The organism is Micromonospora sp. II (genome assembly GCF_001709195.1).
GTDB lineage: Bacteria > Actinomycetota > Actinomycetes > Mycobacteriales > Micromonosporaceae > Micromonospora > Micromonospora chalcea.
Window position 1 is genome coordinate 145,006 of record NZ_LYXF01000004.1, and the last position, 15,988, is coordinate 160,993.

Here is a 15,988-nt window from a genome sequence, read left to right on the forward strand (position 1 = left end):
TCCCCTAACCAGTAATCGGAGAGAGGTCGTTGTGACCATTTTTGAGAAGGCCACGCGGGAGAAGTTCCGCTATCCGTCGGCCAAGGGACTGCTGACCACGGAGCAGTTGTGGGAGCTTCCGCTGACCGCCAAGTCCGGCTTCAGCCTCGACGACGTGGCCAAGGCGGTCAACGCTGAACTGAAGGCCGTCGACACCGAGTCGTTCGTGGCCACCGAGGCCAATCCGGCCAAGGCGACCCTGGAGACCAAGTTGGAGGTCGTCAAGCACGTCATCGCCGTCCGCCTCGCCGAGGACCAGGCGGCGAAGGCGGCGGCGGCCAAGAAGCTGGAGAAGGAGAAGCTGCTGGCGGTCCTGGGCCGCAAGCAGGACGCGGTCCTGGAGAACCTGACCGAGGCGGAGCTGCTGGCCCGGATCAACAACCTGTAGCCCGCTGACGATCTGGCCTGCGGTGGGGATGGTGCGCCCGGCAGGATTCGAACCTGCGGCCTTGGGATTAGAAGTCCCCTGCTCTATCCGCTGAGCTACGGGCGCGCGCCGACGGTCGTCGCGCCAAGAGGGTACCGCCGCTCCCCGTCCGCCCGGGGGTACGGGTCGGCGCGTCCGTTCCGCCCCTCAGCGTCCCATGCCGGGGCCCGGAACGGCACCACAGTTCCGGCGGGTCCCGCGTGGGCCGGGCGGGACGCGATCCGTACCCTCGTCGGATGCTGCTCGACCAGGAAACCGAGAACGAGATCGTCTTCGAGCTGTGTCAGCTCCTCGGACGGGCGATCCTGCCCCTCACCGGCTCGGACGGCCCGGGCACGCCGCCCGGCGTCCTCGGCACCGCCTTCTTCTACAGCGAACTGGTCGGCGCCACAGACGACGGGGAGGTCGCGCACGAGTGGCTGCTCACCGCCGACGCGCTCACCGACCGGGCGTACGGCGAGATCGGGCTGCGGCCGAGCGTCACGGACCCGGCCGAGGGCGCGGACGAGCCGATCGACCTGCCCGGTTTCGCCGACCACTGGCTGCACCTGCCGGAACTGGGGCTCGCCGCGATGCCGACCGGCGGCCTGCACGGCTGGGCCGACGACCGGGGCTGGCGCTGGCGTACCCAGCAGGTCACCGAGGCGGTGGCCGCGCCGGCCGACTCGGTCGCCCGGATCGGCGCGGCGCCCGTCTCGGCGTTCGTGCTGGCCCTGGGCGCGGGTGAGGACGGGTCGCGGCCGTTGGAGGCGGTGGTCGAGCGGGTCGCCCGGGACGGCGGCGAGGTGCGGGTCACCACGGAACTGCCCGCCGGCTACGTGGGCGCGCCGGTGTTCGCGGTGGAGGCCGGACCGGACGGCGGACCGGCGCTGCGCTGCCTGGGCGTGGTGCTGCCGTGGCGCGCGGGCGGGCACCCGGTCGCGACGTTCGACCGGATCCGCGCCGCGCTCGCGGCGGTCGTCACCGACTGAAGCGGCGAGGCGGGTCCCGGCTCAGCCCTCGGCAGTCGCGTCGGCCGGCCGCCGAGGTGACGGCGGCGTCGTGGGCTCCGGCTCGGTCGGTCCGGCGCGGAGGAACCCCTCCGCCCACCGTCCGACCTCCGCGAAGACCTTCTCGCGTACGCCGGGACTGGACAGCGTGAGGTCGTGCAGCCCGCCGTCGAAGCGGGCCAGCGTGACGTGGCGGCCGAGGCGGGGCGCCCAGCGCACCATGTGCTCGACGTCGAGCACCGCGTCGGCGCCGGTGGCGCTGTCGTGCCACTTCGTGCCCCGGAAACTCCGCGTGGAACAGGCGAGCAGCACCGGCACCGGGATGTCCAGCCCGGCCCGCAGGCGACGCTGACCGGTGCGGATCGCGTTGATCCAGCCGGCCCGCACCGGGAACCCGGCGAGCGGCTTCCAGGCCAGGTCGTACCGCCACTCGCCCCGGTGGTCGGCGTGCAGGCTCTCGCCGTACACCGTGCCCAGGCCGAACGGCAGGACACGCTGCGGCGCCCTGCGGCCCAGGCGGGAGACGGCGGCCGCGAGGGGTCGACGGACCATCCAGGGCGCGTTGATGTCGAAGAAGGGGCTGTTGAGCACGATGCCGTCAACCAGGCCGGCGTCGCGGCGGTCGTGCGCCCACAGCGAGATGATCAGGCCGCCGGTCGAGTGGCCCATCGCGAGCAGGGTGTCGTGGCCCTCCTCGGCCCGGATGATCTCCGCGGCGGCGTCCAGCTCGGGGAAGTAGTCGCTCAGGTCGCGGCAGAAGTTCGGAGTCTGGTGCGCCAGCAGGCTGCGGCCGTACTTGCGCAGGTCGAGCGCGTAGAAGTCCCAGCCGCGCTCGGCGAAGAAGTCGGCTACGTGGGTCTGGAAGAAGTAGTCGACGAACCCGTGTACGTAGAGCACGGCGCGACCGGTCGGGCGGTCGGCCCGCCGCCGCACCAGGGTCGCGACGACCGGCCCCTCGTCGTCGGTGCCCAGGTCGATCGTCCGCCGCTCGTAGGGGGCGCCCAGCACGTCCGGTTCCACGACCGCGACGGTACGCCGCCGCGCTACCCGGCGGTAGGGGTGCTGGGCTGTAAGGAGGGGGCCCTTGTTAACGCATCCGGTAGAGAAAGGGCCCCTTCTTAACAACGCCTCGGCGCGGGGAACGGCCCGCCCGCCGGCACCGAGCGGGCGGGCCGTGCCGGGATTCAGACGGTTTCGGCGTCCTCGCGTGCGGCGTCCTGCAGCGGGACGCCCTCGGGCTGGTCGACGGCGCGCAGGTGCTTGTTGTTGCGCGGCTCCTGCCGGGTCTTCGCGTCGTTGAGCTTGCGGCGCAGGTCGTCCCGGACGTCGTTGAGCGCGGCGTGCAGATCCTCCTCGGTCGAGGTGGTGACGATCTTCTGCCGGCCGGCGATCCAGCACTCCAGGGTCACCTTCTGGCCCCGGGCCTCACGATCCTTGACGGACACCTCCAGCTCGGTGGCGTCGGCGTGGAAGCCGGCGAGCCGGGTGTCCAGGGTCGCGAACTGCTCGGCGATCCAGTTGCGGTCGCCCTGGGAGAACCCGGCGCCGACCCGCAGGCACTCGGCCACGGTCGCGGGGTTCGCCACGGCGCTCATCGCGCTGCCTCGCGGACGTCTCGGAGAAGCATCGGAGCTCCCTTTCTCTCGGTTGATCAAGTACTTACCCAACCGGCGTGATTCCGGAACGCCTGCTTGCCGGCTCCACTCGATCATGCGTCGCCGCAGGTCAGGCGCGTAGGGCCGGTTGACCTAGCAGATCGGGACCTTGATCAGGGGGTTGTCCACAGGGCGGTCCGTCATCCACAGGTACGGGCCGGGCGGGTGGCCCGGGCGAGGCGGCGGGCCGACGCTTTCCGGGACAAGTCGATCCCTGGGAGGGGCGATGTTCGATACGTACGTCACGATCGTCGGCAATGTGCTGACCGCGCCGGAGTGGCGCCGGACCACCCAGAGCGGAACGCTGGTGGCCAACTTCAAGGTCGCCTCGACCGCCCGCCGGCTCGACCGCGACAGCGGCCGCTGGGTCGACGGCAACAGCCTGCGGGTACGGGTCAACTGCTGGCGCCGCCTGGCCGAGGGAGTCGCGTCCTCGGTGGCGGTCGGCGACCCGGTGATCGTCGCCGGCCGTCTCTACACCCGGGACTGGACCGACGAGTCCGGCACCCACCGCACGCTCTACGAACTGGAGGCGGTCGCGGTCGGGCACGACCTGTCCCGCGGCCGGGCCCGGTTCCTGCGTAACCAGCCCCGCGCGGCCACCAGCACGGTCGAGGACGCGGAGGCCGAGCAGCGGGTGCACGGCGAGACGACCGAGCCGGTGCCCGACGGGCAGGCCCCGGCCACCTTCGACGACCGGCCCTTCGACGACGACTTCCCGCCCTCGGAGTACGGCGGCGGCCGGGTCGGGCTCGTCGGCACCGTGGAGCGGGTGGGTGAGCCCGACCCGTTCGACGCCCGGTCCGTCGACGCCCGGTCCGGTGCGCGGCAGGCCGCCGGCTTCGACCCCGGTTCGGGTGGCCCGGCGGGGGAGGAGGACGAGCTGGGCGACGTGGCCGACGACGGGCCGGCCACGGCCGAGGACGACGAACTGGGCGAGGTCGCACCGCCGGAGGTCGGCGGACCGGGTGGTTCCGGGCCGGGTGAGGGCGAGCCGGGTGAGGGCGAGCCGGGCGGCGCGAGCCCGGGCGGGACCGCGTCGGGGCGCCGGAGCAGGCGACGGACCCCGGTGCCCGCCTGACAGTCCGACGGGGGCGCGGGGTGGTGACATCGGCGTCTCCACCCCGCGTACGACTAGGCTGGCCGGCCGGAGGTGGTGACGGGTGCGGCAGGCGACCGCCATGGCGAACGCGACCGGACTGGTGGCGGGTTACGCGCTCGACGCGCTGCTCGGTGACCCCCGCCGGTGGCATCCGGTGGCCGGCTTCGGCCGGGCGGCCGGCGCCCTGGAACAGCGGCTCTACCGTCCCGACCGGTCGGCCGGCGCCGCGTTCACGGCGCTCGCCGTCGGCGCGCCGGTCCTGCTCGGCGCCGCCGCTGCGCTGGCCACCCGCCGTCATCCGGTGGCCCGGGCCGCGCTGGTCGCCGCCGGCACCTGGACGGTGCTGGGTGGGCGCACGCTGCGGCACGAGTCCCGGGTGATGGCACGGGCGCTGGGCCGGGCCGACCTGCCCGCCGCCCGGGCCCGCCTCGGCAACCTCTGCGGGCGGGACCCGTCCGCCCTCGACGAGTCCGAACTCGCCCGCGCCACGGTCGAGTCGGTCGCCGAGAACACCTCGGACGCGGTGGTCGCCCCGCTGGTCTGGGGCGCAGTCGCGGGCCTGCCCGGTCTGCTCGGCTACCGGGCGGCGAACACGCTCGACGCGATGGTCGGTCACCGCTCGCCCCGGTACGCCCGCTTCGGCACCCCGGCGGCCCGGCTGGACGACGTGCTGAACCTGGTGCCGTCCCGGCTGACCGGGCTGCTCACGGTGGCGGTCGCGCCGGCGGCGCACGGGGACCGTGCCGTCGCCTGGCGGGTGTGGCGGCGGGACCGGGCCGACCACCCGAGCCCCAACGCCGGTCAGTGCGAGGCGGCGATGGCGGGCGCGCTCGGTGTCCGGCTCGGCGGGCGCAACGTCTACTTCGGCCGCGCCGAGACCCGGCCGTTCCTCGGTGACGGGCCCCGCCCCGAGGCGCGGCACCTGAAGCGGGCCGCCCGGATCTCCGGCGCGGTCGGCGCGGCCGCGCTCGGCCTGGCCGCGCTCTACCCGGTGACCGTCGGGCGCGTGGCCGGGGCCGCCGGACGGGCCGCGCTCGGCGTCCTCATGCGGGCAGCCCGCCGGGGGAGCGGGCGGTGAGCGGCGGGCTGCTGGTCGCCGGCACCACCTCCGACGCCGGCAAGAGCGTGCTCACCGCCGGTATCTGCCGCTGGCTGCGCCGCCGGGGCGTCCGGGTCGCGCCGTTCAAGGCGCAGAACATGTCGAACAACTCCGCCGTCGTGGTCGGCCCGGACGGTCGCGGCGGGGAGTTGGGCCGGGCCCAGGCCATGCAGGCCGCCGCCTGCGGGCTCGACGCCGACCTGCGGTTCAACCCGGTGCTGCTCAAGCCGGGCAGCGACCAAGCCAGCCAGGTGGTGCTGCTCGGCGAGGCGGTCGACACGGTCACCGCCGGCAACTACCACGAGGTGCGGTCCCGGCTCGCCACCACCGCGTACGCGGCGCTGACCGAGCTGCGCGAGGAGTACGACGTGGTGATCTGCGAGGGCGCGGGCAGCCCCGCCGAGATCAACCTGCGCGACGGCGACTACGTCAACATGGGGCTGGCGCGTGCGGCCGGGCTGCCGACGATCGTGGTCGGCGACATCGACCGGGGCGGCGTGTTCGCCTCGATGTTCGGCACCGTCGCCCTGCTCGACGCGGCCGATCAGGCGCTGGTCGCCGGGTTCGTCGTGAACAAGTTCCGGGGCGACCGGGGGCTGCTCCAGCCGGGGCTGGACATGCTGCGCCGGGTCACCGGCCGTCCCACGTACGGGGTGGTGCCCTGGGCGCTGGACCTGTGGCTGGACGCGGAGGACTCGCTCGCGTACGGGCGGGTGCTCGGCCGGCCGCCCGCGCCCCGGGGCACCGACTGGCTCGACGTGGCAGTGGTGCGGCTGCCCCGGATCAGCAACGCCACCGACGTCGAGGCCCTCGCCACCGAGCCGGGTGTGCGGGTACGCCTCACCGTCGAACCGGCCGAACTGGCCGCCGCCGACCTCGTGGTGCTCCCCGGCACCAAGTCGACTGTCGCCGACCTGGCCTGGCTGCGGGAGACCGGCCTGGCCGACGCGGTACTGGCGCACGCCGCCGCCGGCCGGCCGCTGCTCGGCATCTGCGGCGGCTTCCAGATGCTCGGCCGGGCGATCCACGATCCGGTGGAGAGCCGCGCGGGCACCGTGCCCGGCCTCGGGCTGCTGCCCGTCGAGATCACGTTCGAGCCGGTCAAGACGGTGCGCCGGGCCGAGGGCAGCGCGGCCGGAGACGTGCCGGTGAGCGGCTACGAGATCCACCACGGCCGGGTGTCGACGGCCGACCCGGGGCTCGCGCCGCTGTTGCGTCACACCGACGGCACCGGCGAGGGCGCGCGCCTCGGCAACGTGTACGGCACCCACTGGCACGGCACGTTCTCCTCCGACGAGTTCCGCCGCCGCTTCCTGACCGAGGTCGCGGCGGCGGCCGGGCGCACCGGCTTCAAGGTCGCGCCGGACACGTCCTTCGCGGCGGCCCGGGAGCGGACGCTGGACCTGCTGGGCGACCTGGTGGAGGAACACCTCGACACGGACGCGCTGTGGCGGCTGATCGAGTCCGGTCCGCCGCCGGGACTGCCGTTCGTGCCACCCGGCGCGCCGCCGGCACAGAGCGACGTCCGGCGGCCCGCCGTCGACCGCGCGGTTCAGTAGCGCACGTCGGCCGGGCGGTCGGACATCGGCAGCCCGGCCTCCCGCCAGCCCTGCACCCCGCCGATCATGTCGGTGGCCTGCCGCAGCCCCAGCGTCTGGAGGCTGGCGGCGGCCAGACTGGAGCTGTACCCCTCCCGGCACACCACGACGATCTCGCGGTCGTACCCGGTGGCCTCGGGGATGCGCCAGGCGCTGGCCGGGTCGAGCCGCCACTCCAGCACGGTGCGGTCGATGACGATCGCGCCGGGCAGCTCACCCTCCTCGCGGCGCTGCGCCTCGGTACGCGTGTCGATCAGCAGCGCGCCGCCTCGGACCGCCTCGACGGTCTCGTGCGGAGTGAGCCGGCGGAGACCGGCGCGGGCCTGTTCCAGGAGGGCGTCGACGCCCGGACACATCACGTCATGGAGCACCCCCCGATGATGCCCAGCCGCCCACGTCACCGCTCGCCGAAACGGTCCGCCCGGGTCGCAGGTTCCAGCGGACGGGGGAACGTTAGCGTCGGTCGGGTGAACGTCGCCGTGATCGAGGCGTACGCCGGGTTGGCCCACCGCGTGCTGGCCGGTCCGGCGCGGTTGGGGCGTACCCGGCTGGTGGCCGTCGACGGGCCCAGCGGCGCGGGCAAGAGCGTGTTCGCGGCGCGCCTCGCGGACGCGCTCGCGGAGCGGGCGGGCGGCGTGCGCCCGCCGTTGGTGCACACCGACGACCTGCTCGACGGCTGGGACGACCAGCTCACGTTCTGGACCCGGCTGGAGGAGCAGGTGCTCGGCCCGGTGCGGGCCGGCCGGGCGGGCGGCTACCGCCGCTACAGCTGGGTGCGCCGGCGCTTCCTGGACCGGGTGGTGCCGGTGCCGGCCGGTCCGGTGCTGATCGTCGAGGGGGTGAGCGCCGCCCGCGCCGCGGTACGCCCCGAGCTGACGCTGTCGGTGCTCGTCACCGCGCCGGCCGAGCTGCGGTTGCGCCGGGCGCTCGCCCGCGACGGTGAGCAGATCCTGCCGGAGCTGCGCCGCTGGCACGCGGGGGAGCGGGCGCACTTCACCGCCGACGGCACCGCGGTGGCGGTGGACCTGGTCGTCGACGGCGCCCCGGACCTGCCGCACGACGCGGACCGCTACTACGTCCGGGTGGGCGGCCGGCGATCAGGCTCGGCCGACGTGGCGGGGTAAGGCCAGCATACGATTCCGGTCATGACCACTCCGATCCTCTCCGAGTCCGAGGTGCGGGCCGCCGTCGAGCGGGAACTGCCCGGCGTCCGTGCCGACCTCGAGCGACTCGTCCGCATCCCGGGCATCGCCTTCGAGGGCTTCGACCACTCGCACGTGGAGCGTTCCGCCGAGGCGGTGGCGGAGCTGCTGCGCGGCTGCGGCCTCGACACGCGGATCGTCCGGTCCGGCGGCCAGCCCGCGGTGATCGGCACGAAGGCGGCCCCGCCCGGCGCGCCCACCGTGCTCATGTACGCGCACCACGACGTGCAGCCGGTCGGCGACCTGTCGCTGTGGGAGTCGGACCCGTTCGAGCCGGTGGAGCGTGACGGCCGCCTCTACGGCCGGGGCGCCGCCGACGACAAGGCCGGCATCATGGCGCACGTCGCCGCGCTGCGCGCGTTCGGCGACCGGCTCCCGGTCGGCGTGGTGCTGTTCATCGAGGGCGAGGAGGAGTACGGCTCGGACTCGCTGGAGCGGCTGCTCGCCGAGCACCGTGACGATCTGGCCTCCGACGTCATCGTGATCGCCGACTCCACCAACTGGGACGTCGGCGTGCCCGCGCTGACCACCTCGCTGCGCGGCATCGTCAACTGCTTCGTGGAGGTGCGCACGCTCGACCACGCGGTGCACAGCGGCATGTTCGGCGGCGCGGTGCCGGACGCGCTCACCGCGCTGGTGAAGCTGCTCGGCACGCTGCACGACGAGGCCGGTGACGTCGCGGTGGACGGACTGGTCGGCCGCGAGGGTGCCAGCGTCGACTACCCGGAGGACCGGTTCCGCGCCGAGGCCGGCCTGGTCGACGGCGCGGAGCTGTTCGGCACCGGCCGGATCACCGACCGGCTCTGGACCAAGCCGGCGCTGGCGATCCTCGGTGTGGACGCGCCGGCCACCGGCGAGGCGCCGAACGCGCTGGTGCCGTCCGCGAAGGCGAAGGTGAGCGTACGGCTCGCGCCGGGCGACGACCCGAAGAAGGCGTACGCGGCGCTGACCGCGCACCTGGAGCGGCACGCGCCGTGGGGCGCGCAGGTGTCGGTGACGTTCGAGCACGACGGCGCGCCCTGCGTCATCGACGCCTCCGGGCCGATGTTCGACGCGGCCCGGTCGGCGTTCCGGGCGGCCTGGGACGGCACCGACCCGGTGGACATCGGGGTGGGCGGGTCGATCCCGTTCATCGCCACGTTCCAGGAGATGTTCCCGCAGGCCGCGATCCTGGTGACCGGGGTGGAGGACCCGCACGCGCGGGCCCACGGGCCGAACGAGAGCCTGCACCTGGGCGAGTTCGCGCGGGTGTGCCTGGCCGAGGCGCTGCTGCTGGCCCGGGTGGCGGAGGCCGGAAACCGCGGCTGAGGTGTCGAAACCGTAACTTCGGGGCCGATGTCGGAGTTTGTGGTGTGTCGGCGGGCGGGGTGTTATAGCCTTTCGAACATGCGTACGAACGACGAGATGGAGCGGCTTCAGGCCGCCGTCCGTGCTCTGGGGGACGTCGACGTCTCCGCGTGGTCCGAGGACACGCTCAACGAACAGATCGGCGAGCTCTCCGCCGCGCTGGTCACGCTCGACGCGCTGCTCACCCGGGTCGCCGAGGGCGTGCGCGGGCGCGGCCTGCGGATCGAGGAACCGGTCTCGGCCTGACCGGTTGCCGGTGACCCGGCCACCCGTGTGGTGTGCCGGGTCGCCGGATCGGCCCCGGTGTCGCAGGTGACTGGCAGGATATGGGCGTGCGTTTCGTGGAGCTGGCGGCCACCTCGGCCGCGGTCGGCGCCACCAGCGGCAGACGAGCCAAGGTGGAGCTGCTGGCCGCTGCGCTGCGCGGGCTGGAGCCGGGCGAGATCCCGGCCGGCGCCGGCTATCTCGCCGGTGAGCTGCGCCAGCGTCAGACCGGTGTCGGCTGGGCTGGCCTGCGTGACCTGCCGCCGCCGGCCGCCGAGCCGACGCTCACCGTCGCCGCCGTCGACGCGGCGATCGAGGAGATCTCCCGCGTCGCCGGCTCCGGTTCGCAGGCCCGGCGGCGGGATCTCGTCGGCCGTCTCTTCGCCGCCGCGACCGCCGACGAGCAGCGCCTGCTGACCGGCCTGTTCCGGGGCGAGCTGCGGCAGGGCGCGCAGGCCGGGCTGCTGACCGACGCGGTCGCGCGCGCCGCCGACGTACCGGTCGCGGCCGTCCGGCGTGCCCTGCTGCTCGCCGGTGACCTGCGCGCGGTGGCGGTCGCGGCGCTCACCGGCGGCGCCCCGGCGCTGGCCGGGTTCGGCCTCCAGGTGGGCCGCCCGCTCGCGCCGATGCTGGCGCAGAGCGCGCCTTCCGTCGACGAGGCGCTCACCGCCACCGGCGTGCCGGCGATGGTCGACGTGAAGCTCGACGGCATCCGCATCCAGGTGCACCGTTCCGGCTCGGACATCGCCGTGTTCACCCGCAGCCTGGACGAGATCACCGGCCGGCTGCCCCAGGTGGTGGCGGCCGTACGCGCGCTGCCCGCCCGCGAGCTGGTGCTCGACGGTGAGGCGATCGGGCTGGACGCGGCCGGCCGGCCGCTGCCGTTCCAGGAGACGTCCAGCCGGGCGGCCCGGCGCACCACGCCCAGCACCACCGGGCCGACGCAGGTCGCGCCTGCTGTGCTGGCCGCCGCCGAGCGCACCGGCGAGCCGGTGCTCACGCCGTACTTCTTCGACCTGCTGCACCTCGACGGCGCCGACCTGATCGACGCGCCCGGGCGGGAGCGGTGGGCGGCCCTGGCCCGCGCGGTCGACGCCTCGCTGCTCGTCGACCGGATCGAGGTGGACGACGCGGAGCAGGCGGCCACGGCGTTCGCCGCGGCTGTCGACGCCGGGCAGGAAGGCGTGGTCGTGAAGGACCCGGCCGCGCCCTACGACGCCGGCCGGCGCGGCTCGGCCTGGGTCAAGGTCAAGCCGCGGCACACGCTCGACCTGGTGGTGCTCGCGGTCGAGTGGGGCAGCGGCCGGCGCGAGGGATGGCTGTCGAACCTGCACCTCGGCGCCCGTGACCCGCGAACCGGCGAGTTCGTCATGCTCGGCAAGACCTTCAAGGGGCTCACCGACGAGATGCTGCGCTGGCAGACCGAGCGGTTCCTGTCGCTCGCAGTGGAGAAGGGCGACTGGGAGGTGCGGGTCCGGCCGGTGCAGGTGGTCGAGATCGCCTTCGACGGGGTGCAGACCAGCAGCCGCTACCCGGGTGGCATGGCCCTGCGCTTCGCCCGCGTGCTGCGTTACCGCCACGACAAGACGGCCGCCGAGGCGGACACGATCGACGCGGTCCGCGCCATCCACGCCGGCCGGCTCACCGGCTGACCGGTCCGGCTCAGGCGGAGGTGGGGGCGGCCGGCTCGGCGGCCCGGTCCGCCGGCTCGCCCGGCTTGTCCAGTCCGGCGAGGCGCCGCGCCTCGCGGCGCGCCACCCAGCCGTAGCCGAACAGGCTCATCACCGCGAAGATCCACCACTGCCACACGTAGCCGAAGTTCTGCCAGTTGTTCGTGTGCCCGATCTGCACCGCCCGGAACGCCGGGTCGGCGGCCGGCGTCTGCCCGTCGAGCAGCACGTAGCCGCCGGTCACCGGATAGGGGAGCTGCTCGGCCAGGCGGGGGATGTCGATGCGCCGGGCCTCCAGCTTCCCGTCTCGCCGGCTGACCCCGCCCCCGCCGCTCTCGCTGGCGACCACCCGGCCGGTCACTGTCACCTCGCCGCCCGGCGCCGCCGGCACCTGCGGCTGGACCGTCGCGCCGGCCCCCGGGGCGGGCGGGATCCAGCCCCGGTCGACGAGCACCGCGCTGCCGTCGGCGAGCACCAGCGGGGTGAGCACCTCGAAGCCGACCGTCCGGTCGACGGTCCGGCCGCGGATCAGGACGGTGTTCGCGCTGTCGTACCGGCCGGTGGCGGTGACCCGGCTCCAGGTCAGCTCCTCCGCCGGAGCGGGACCGACGGCACCCGCGCCGCCGGTGGGCGCGGGCAGCGCGTCGCGCAGCGGCGCGGGCGTCATGGTGGCCCCGGCGTCGATCCGGTCGTTGATCGCCGTGCGGCCCCGGTAGCGGTCCAGCTGCCAGTTGCCCAGGAACACCATCACCGTCGCGGCGACGAGCGTCAGCGCGAGGTAGCCGAGCCAGCGCGGGGTCAGCAGGAACCGGTACACGTTGGCCAAGGCTACCCGTATGAGCGATGCCACTCGCCGTCGCCGGGCAGAAACGGCGGTACGCGCGGACGTCGCGGGCCGGGCCGGACGGGTATGGTCACGCGGGCGGAAACCACCCACATCAGGAGTCGATGATGACCGACGTGCCGCGCGTCGTGCTGAGTGCGCCCTCCTCGGGTCACGGCACCGGCGCCGTCTCTCTCGGCCTGCTGGCGGCCCTCGCCGACCGGGATCTCCCGGTGGCCGGCTTCAAGGTCGGGCCGGACCAGGTGGACGCGGCGTACCTCGGGCTCGCCGCCGGCCGTCCCGGGCGCACGCTCGATCCGAGGCTGGTCGGTCCGGAGCGGATCGTCCCGCTCTTCGCGCACGGCGCGGCCGGGACCGGGTTCGCCCTGGTGCAGGGGACGATGGGCCTCTACGACTCGGTCGCCGGGCGGCCGGAGAGCGAATCCACGGCGGCGGTGGCCACCGCGCTGCGCAGCCCGGTGGTGCTCGTGGTGGACGTGGCCGCGATGGGCCAGTCGGTGGCCGCGCTGGTGCACGGCTTCCGGGCGTACGACGACGAGCTCTGGCTGGGCGGCGTGATCCTCAACCGGGTTGCCTCGCCCCGGCACGAGGCGCTGCTGCGCGAGGCGCTCGACGACGTCGGCGTGCCGGTCTACGGGGCGCTGCGCCGGCACGAGCTGCCGCCGGTGCTGCCCGCCCGGCGGTACGGCACCGGTCCCGTGGTGCGCGGCGACGCCGACGCCGAACGTGGCGTACGCCGGCTCGGGGAGGCGGTGGCCGCCACCGTCGACCTCGATCGGCTGCTGGTGCTGGCCCGGTCCGCCCCGGCGCTCACCGTTCAGGCGTGGTCGCCGGAGCCGGCCGACGCCCCGGCGGCGTCGGCGGAGCGCCCGGTGGTCGCGCTGGCCGGCGGCCCGGCCGGCGCCTACAGCCACCCGGAGGTCGCCGAGCTGCTGCGCGCCGCCGGCGCCGAGGTGGTCACGCTCGATCCGCTGCGCGACGAGGCGCTGCCCGCCGGGGCGCGGGCGCTCGTCGTCGGCGGCGGGTTGCCCGAGACGTACGCGGAGCAGCTCTCCGCCAACCGCCGCCTCTGCATCGCGGTGGCCGAGCTGGCCCGCTCGGGCCGTCCGGTGATCGCCGAGGGGGCCGGCCTGCTCTGGCTGGCCCGGGAGCTGGACGGCCTGCCGATGTGCGGCGTGCTCGACGCGGTCGGCACGGTCCGGGACGGCCTGGTGGTCGGCTACCGCACGGCCACGGCGGTCACGGACAGCGTGGTGGCCCCGGCCGGTACGACGGTGACCGGGCACAAGCAGCACGCGGCAGTGCTCACGCCGCGCGCCGGTGAGCGGCCGGCCTGGCGCTGGGAGGGCGGCAACCCGGAGGGGTTCGTCCGGCAGGCCGTGCACGCCTCGCAGCTCGTGCCGCACTGGGCCGCGCACCCGGACGTCGCCGCCCGGCTGGTGGCCGCCGCGCTGGCGCCCGTGCCGGCGCCCGCCTGACCGCAAGGTGACGGAAACGTCGATCAAGGAGCTCGCGTCGGCGGATCAGGCGATCCGGACGCAAACTCCTTGATCGACTACCCGGGCGCACCCCCGGGCGGATCGGGGCGGGTCAGCCGACTATCTGGTCCGAGGGTGGGGTGAACTGGCGGGTCGGCTGACCCTTCAGGGAATCCCGCAGGGTCTGCGCCACCGCGTTCACCGGGATCTGCGACTGCCCGTCACCCACCGCGTTGAACGGATTGTCCGGGTCGGCGATGAAACTCGCCGCCGCCAGCTCCGGCGTGTAGCCGACGAACCACGCCGACCGGGTGCTGTCCGTCGTACCCGTCTTGCCGGCGACCGGCCGGCCCACGGTGCCGCGGACGCTGTCGGCCGTCGACCAGCCGCCGCAGCTCCCCTTCGCCGGGGTGTCGCCGGTCGGGCAGCGCGCCGCGTCCGTGGCGGCCCGGGCCGCGTCCGCGTTCACCACCTGGCGGCACCGCGGCTTGGCGACCTCCCGCTGCACCCCGCCCGGCGTGGTGTACGTGGCCGGTGTGCCGTCCCGGTTCATGATCGCGTTGACCGGGATGGCCTCGCAGTAGCGCCCGTCGGCGGCGATGGCGGCGTACGCGTTCGCCATCTCCAGCGGGGTGGCGTCGGAGACGCCGAGCGTGAACGCGCCCCACTTCTTCGCCTTGCCCGGCGACGCCTGTTCCTTGTCCACGTCGGTACGCCAGCGCAGCCCCAGTTGCTCGGCCAGCCGCACCCCGGCGTCCGCGCCGATCTTCTCCTCCAGCTGGACGAAGTAGGTGTTCACCGACTTGCCGAAGCCGGACCACATGGTCTGCCGCCCGGTCATCGCGCCGCTGGCGTTCGACGGGGCCCACCCGTCGTAGACGGCCGACTTGTACGTGTACGGCGAGTCGTACGCGGTGGACAGCGGCATCCCGGCGTTGAGCGCGGCGAGCATCGGGAACATCTTGAACGTCGAACCGGCCTGGTAGCCCGGGAGCGTCCCGCCGCCGAGCAGCGGCGCCACCGTGTTCGGGTAGTTCGCCTTGACCTTCGGTCCGGCCTCCGGGTTCGAGCTGTTCGGGTTCTCGGCCAGGTCCAGCGAGTAGTTCCGGTTCACCGCCATCGCCTTGATCCGCCCGGTGCCGGGCTCGGCGACCACGATGCCGTTCGCGAACGGGCTGCCGGTGTTGTCCTTGGCGCCCACGTTCTTCTCCGCCGCCGCCTGCGTCTTCGGATCGAGCGCGAGCACGATCCGGTAGCCGCCGCGGCGCAGCTTGTCCATCCGTTCCAGCCGGTTCTCGCCGAACGCGGGCTGGGCGCTCCACCAGTTCTTCAGGTAGTCGCAGTAGAAGCCCCAGCTGCGGTGCCCGCCGTCGATCGCGGCGCAGTCGTTCGGCGGGTCGGTCAGCTTCAGCTTGATCGGCTGGCCCTTGGCCGCCGCGGCGGCGTCGGGCGACAGGTAACCGAGGCGGGCCATGTTGTCCAGCACGTAGTTGCGCCGGCCGGTGGCCTCCTTCTGGTCGGAGGTGATCGGGTCGTACTCCGACGGCGACTTCACCAGCCCGGCCAGCGTGGCCGCCTCGACCGGGGTGAGTGTGGCCGGCGTCTTGGAGAAGAAGATCTGCGAGGCGGCGTAGATCCCGTACGCGCGGTGGCCGAAGTAGGCCGAGTTGAGGTAGCGCTCCAGGATCTGTTCCTTGGTCAGGTGCTTCTCGATGTCCAGCGCCATGCGCATCTCCTTGACCTTGCGCAGGCTGGTCTGCTGGGTCGCCTCCTGGACCTCCTTGGGCGTGGTCGCGCTGTCCCGCAGCGCCATCCGCACGTACTGCATGGTGATCGTCGAGGCGCCCTGGGAGACGCCGCCGGATCGGGCGTTGGAGACGAAAGCTCGCGCCACGCCCTTCGGGTCGACGCCGTGGTGCTGGTAGAAGCGGTTGTCCTCGGCGGCGACGATCGCCTGCTGGATGTTCGGCGACATGTTCTCGATCTTGGTGTACTGCCGGTACTCCTCGTAGAACATCGTCAGCACCGTCTTGCCGTCCGGCGCGTAGACGTACGAGGTCTCGGCCGGCAGCGCGGTCTTGAGGATGCTCGTCTTCTGTTCGATCGCGTGCGCGGTGGCCTTGGCCCCGATGCCGGTGACGGCGACCAGCGGATACAGGGCGGCGGCGACCACGATGCCGGCGATCAGCCCGGCGCGGAGAAGAGGAACGAGACGGCCAGCGGAAGCAAGGGGACGACTGCTCACGGGGTCAAGCTATGACATTTCCGATTCGG

15 protein-coding genes and 1 tRNA gene are annotated in these 15,988 nt (G+C 74.1%); 10 read left to right on the forward strand and 6 right to left on the reverse strand.

Annotated features, from left to right (window positions below; all coding sequences use genetic code 11):
• The first annotated feature begins 31 nt into the window (after positions 1 to 31).
• The gene (locus tag A8711_RS01865) at positions 32 to 427 is read left to right on the forward strand and encodes a hypothetical protein (RefSeq protein ID WP_043328857.1); all 396 of its coding nucleotides are present in this window, start codon (positions 32 to 34) and stop codon (positions 425 to 427) included.
• A 29-nt stretch (positions 428 to 456) separates the two neighbouring features.
• Here A8711_RS01865 and A8711_RS01870 read toward each other — a convergent pair.
• Positions 457 to 532, reverse strand: a tRNA-Arg gene (locus tag A8711_RS01870).
• Positions 533 to 702: 170 nt separating this feature from the next.
• Here A8711_RS01870 and A8711_RS01875 point away from each other — a divergent pair.
• Positions 703 to 1,437, forward strand: coding sequence for a hypothetical protein (locus A8711_RS01875; protein WP_064448662.1), 735 nt, complete (start codon positions 703 to 705; stop codon positions 1,435 to 1,437).
• Between the two features lie 21 nt (positions 1,438 to 1,458).
• Here the strand turns inward: A8711_RS01875 and A8711_RS01880 are convergent, their stop codons facing one another.
• Entirely contained in the window at positions 1,459 to 2,475 is a 1,017-nt protein-coding gene (locus A8711_RS01880) for an alpha/beta hydrolase (RefSeq protein WP_043328867.1), read from the reverse strand.
• A 164-nt stretch (positions 2,476 to 2,639) separates the two neighbouring features.
• Entirely contained in the window at positions 2,640 to 3,050 is a 411-nt protein-coding gene (locus A8711_RS01885) for an HPF/RaiA family ribosome-associated protein (RefSeq protein ID WP_043328869.1), read from the reverse strand.
• A gap of 286 nt (positions 3,051 to 3,336) precedes the next feature.
• Here A8711_RS01885 and ssb point away from each other — a divergent pair, with 286 nt between their 5' ends.
• The 3 genes from ssb to A8711_RS01900 all read left to right on the forward strand — a co-directional run bounded on the left by ssb (position 3,337) and on the right by A8711_RS01900 (position 6,870).
• Positions 3,337 to 4,191: a single-stranded DNA-binding protein gene (ssb, locus tag A8711_RS01890; RefSeq protein ID WP_069087286.1), complete on the forward strand. Its 855-nt coding sequence runs from the start codon at positions 3,337 to 3,339 to the stop codon at positions 4,189 to 4,191.
• Between the two features lie 82 nt (positions 4,192 to 4,273).
• Positions 4,274 to 5,290: a cobalamin biosynthesis protein gene (locus tag A8711_RS01895; RefSeq protein ID WP_069087287.1), complete on the forward strand. Its 1,017-nt coding sequence runs from the start codon at positions 4,274 to 4,276 to the stop codon at positions 5,288 to 5,290.
• Complete coding sequence (locus tag A8711_RS01900) at positions 5,287 to 6,870, forward strand: cobyric acid synthase (protein WP_069087288.1); 1,584 nt, start codon at positions 5,287 to 5,289, stop codon at positions 6,868 to 6,870. Before A8711_RS01895 ends, A8711_RS01900 begins: the two co-directional genes overlap by 4 nt.
• Here the strand turns inward: A8711_RS01900 and A8711_RS01905 are convergent.
• Positions 6,864 to 7,265, reverse strand: coding sequence for a rhodanese-like domain-containing protein (locus tag A8711_RS01905; RefSeq protein ID WP_013288093.1), 402 nt, complete (start codon positions 7,263 to 7,265; stop codon positions 6,864 to 6,866). The two genes, A8711_RS01900 and A8711_RS01905, sit on opposite strands and share 7 nt — an antisense overlap.
• Positions 7,266 to 7,376: 111 nt before the next feature.
• Between A8711_RS01905 and A8711_RS01910 the strand changes: the two genes are divergently transcribed.
• The 4 genes from A8711_RS01910 to A8711_RS01925 all read left to right on the forward strand — a co-directional run bounded on the left by A8711_RS01910 (position 7,377) and on the right by A8711_RS01925 (position 11,374).
• A complete protein-coding gene (locus A8711_RS01910) occupies positions 7,377 to 8,033 on the forward strand; it encodes a uridine kinase (protein ID WP_233607813.1) in 657 nt (218 codons plus the stop codon).
• A 21-nt stretch (positions 8,034 to 8,054) separates the two neighbouring features.
• A complete protein-coding gene (locus A8711_RS01915; protein ID WP_069087289.1) occupies positions 8,055 to 9,419 on the forward strand; it encodes a dipeptidase in 1,365 nt (454 codons plus the stop codon).
• A gap of 78 nt (positions 9,420 to 9,497) precedes the next feature.
• A complete protein-coding gene (locus A8711_RS01920; RefSeq protein WP_030273275.1) occupies positions 9,498 to 9,704 on the forward strand; it encodes a hypothetical protein in 207 nt (68 codons plus the stop codon).
• Between the two features lie 86 nt (positions 9,705 to 9,790).
• Complete coding sequence (locus A8711_RS01925; protein WP_069087320.1) at positions 9,791 to 11,374, forward strand: ATP-dependent DNA ligase; 1,584 nt, start codon at positions 9,791 to 9,793, stop codon at positions 11,372 to 11,374.
• Positions 11,375 to 11,384: 10 nt separating this feature from the next.
• Here A8711_RS01925 and A8711_RS01930 read toward each other — a convergent pair whose 3' ends face one another.
• Positions 11,385 to 12,209, reverse strand: coding sequence for an SURF1 family protein (locus tag A8711_RS01930; RefSeq protein ID WP_069087321.1), 825 nt, complete (start codon positions 12,207 to 12,209; stop codon positions 11,385 to 11,387).
• A 134-nt stretch (positions 12,210 to 12,343) separates the two neighbouring features.
• On the opposite strand from A8711_RS01930, the gene A8711_RS01935 reads away from it, so the two are divergent.
• Positions 12,344 to 13,714, forward strand: a complete 1,371-nt coding sequence (locus tag A8711_RS01935; RefSeq protein WP_064448657.1) for a cobyrinate a,c-diamide synthase — start codon at positions 12,344 to 12,346, stop codon at positions 13,712 to 13,714.
• Positions 13,715 to 13,826: 112 nt separating this feature from the next.
• On the opposite strand, the gene A8711_RS01940 is transcribed toward A8711_RS01935, so the two are convergent.
• On the reverse strand, positions 13,827 to 15,959 hold the full coding sequence (locus A8711_RS01940; RefSeq protein WP_069087290.1) for a transglycosylase domain-containing protein: 2,133 nt from the start codon (positions 15,957 to 15,959) through the stop codon (positions 13,827 to 13,829).
• Positions 15,960 to 15,988: the final 29 nt, after the last annotated feature.

What these genes read in the sequence shown, in the direction of transcription:
- A8711_RS01875 (WP_064448662.1), top strand. Translation starts at nt 703, where the DNA reads ATGCTGCTCGACCAGGAAACCGAGAACGAGATCGTCTTCGAGCTGTGT.
- A8711_RS01885 (WP_043328869.1), bottom strand. Translation starts at nt 3,050, where the DNA reads ATGAGCGCCGTGGCGAACCCCGCGACCGTGGCCGAGTGCCTGCGGGTC.
- ssb (WP_069087286.1), top strand. Translation starts at nt 3,337, where the DNA reads ATGTTCGATACGTACGTCACGATCGTCGGCAATGTGCTGACCGCGCCG.
- A8711_RS01905 (WP_013288093.1), bottom strand. Translation starts at nt 7,265, where the DNA reads ATGTGTCCGGGCGTCGACGCCCTCCTGGAACAGGCCCGCGCCGGTCTC.
- A8711_RS01915 (WP_069087289.1), top strand. Translation starts at nt 8,055, where the DNA reads ATGACCACTCCGATCCTCTCCGAGTCCGAGGTGCGGGCCGCCGTCGAG.
- A8711_RS01920 (WP_030273275.1), top strand. Translation starts at nt 9,498, where the DNA reads ATGCGTACGAACGACGAGATGGAGCGGCTTCAGGCCGCCGTCCGTGCT.
- A8711_RS01935 (WP_064448657.1), top strand. Translation starts at nt 12,344, where the DNA reads ATGACCGACGTGCCGCGCGTCGTGCTGAGTGCGCCCTCCTCGGGTCAC.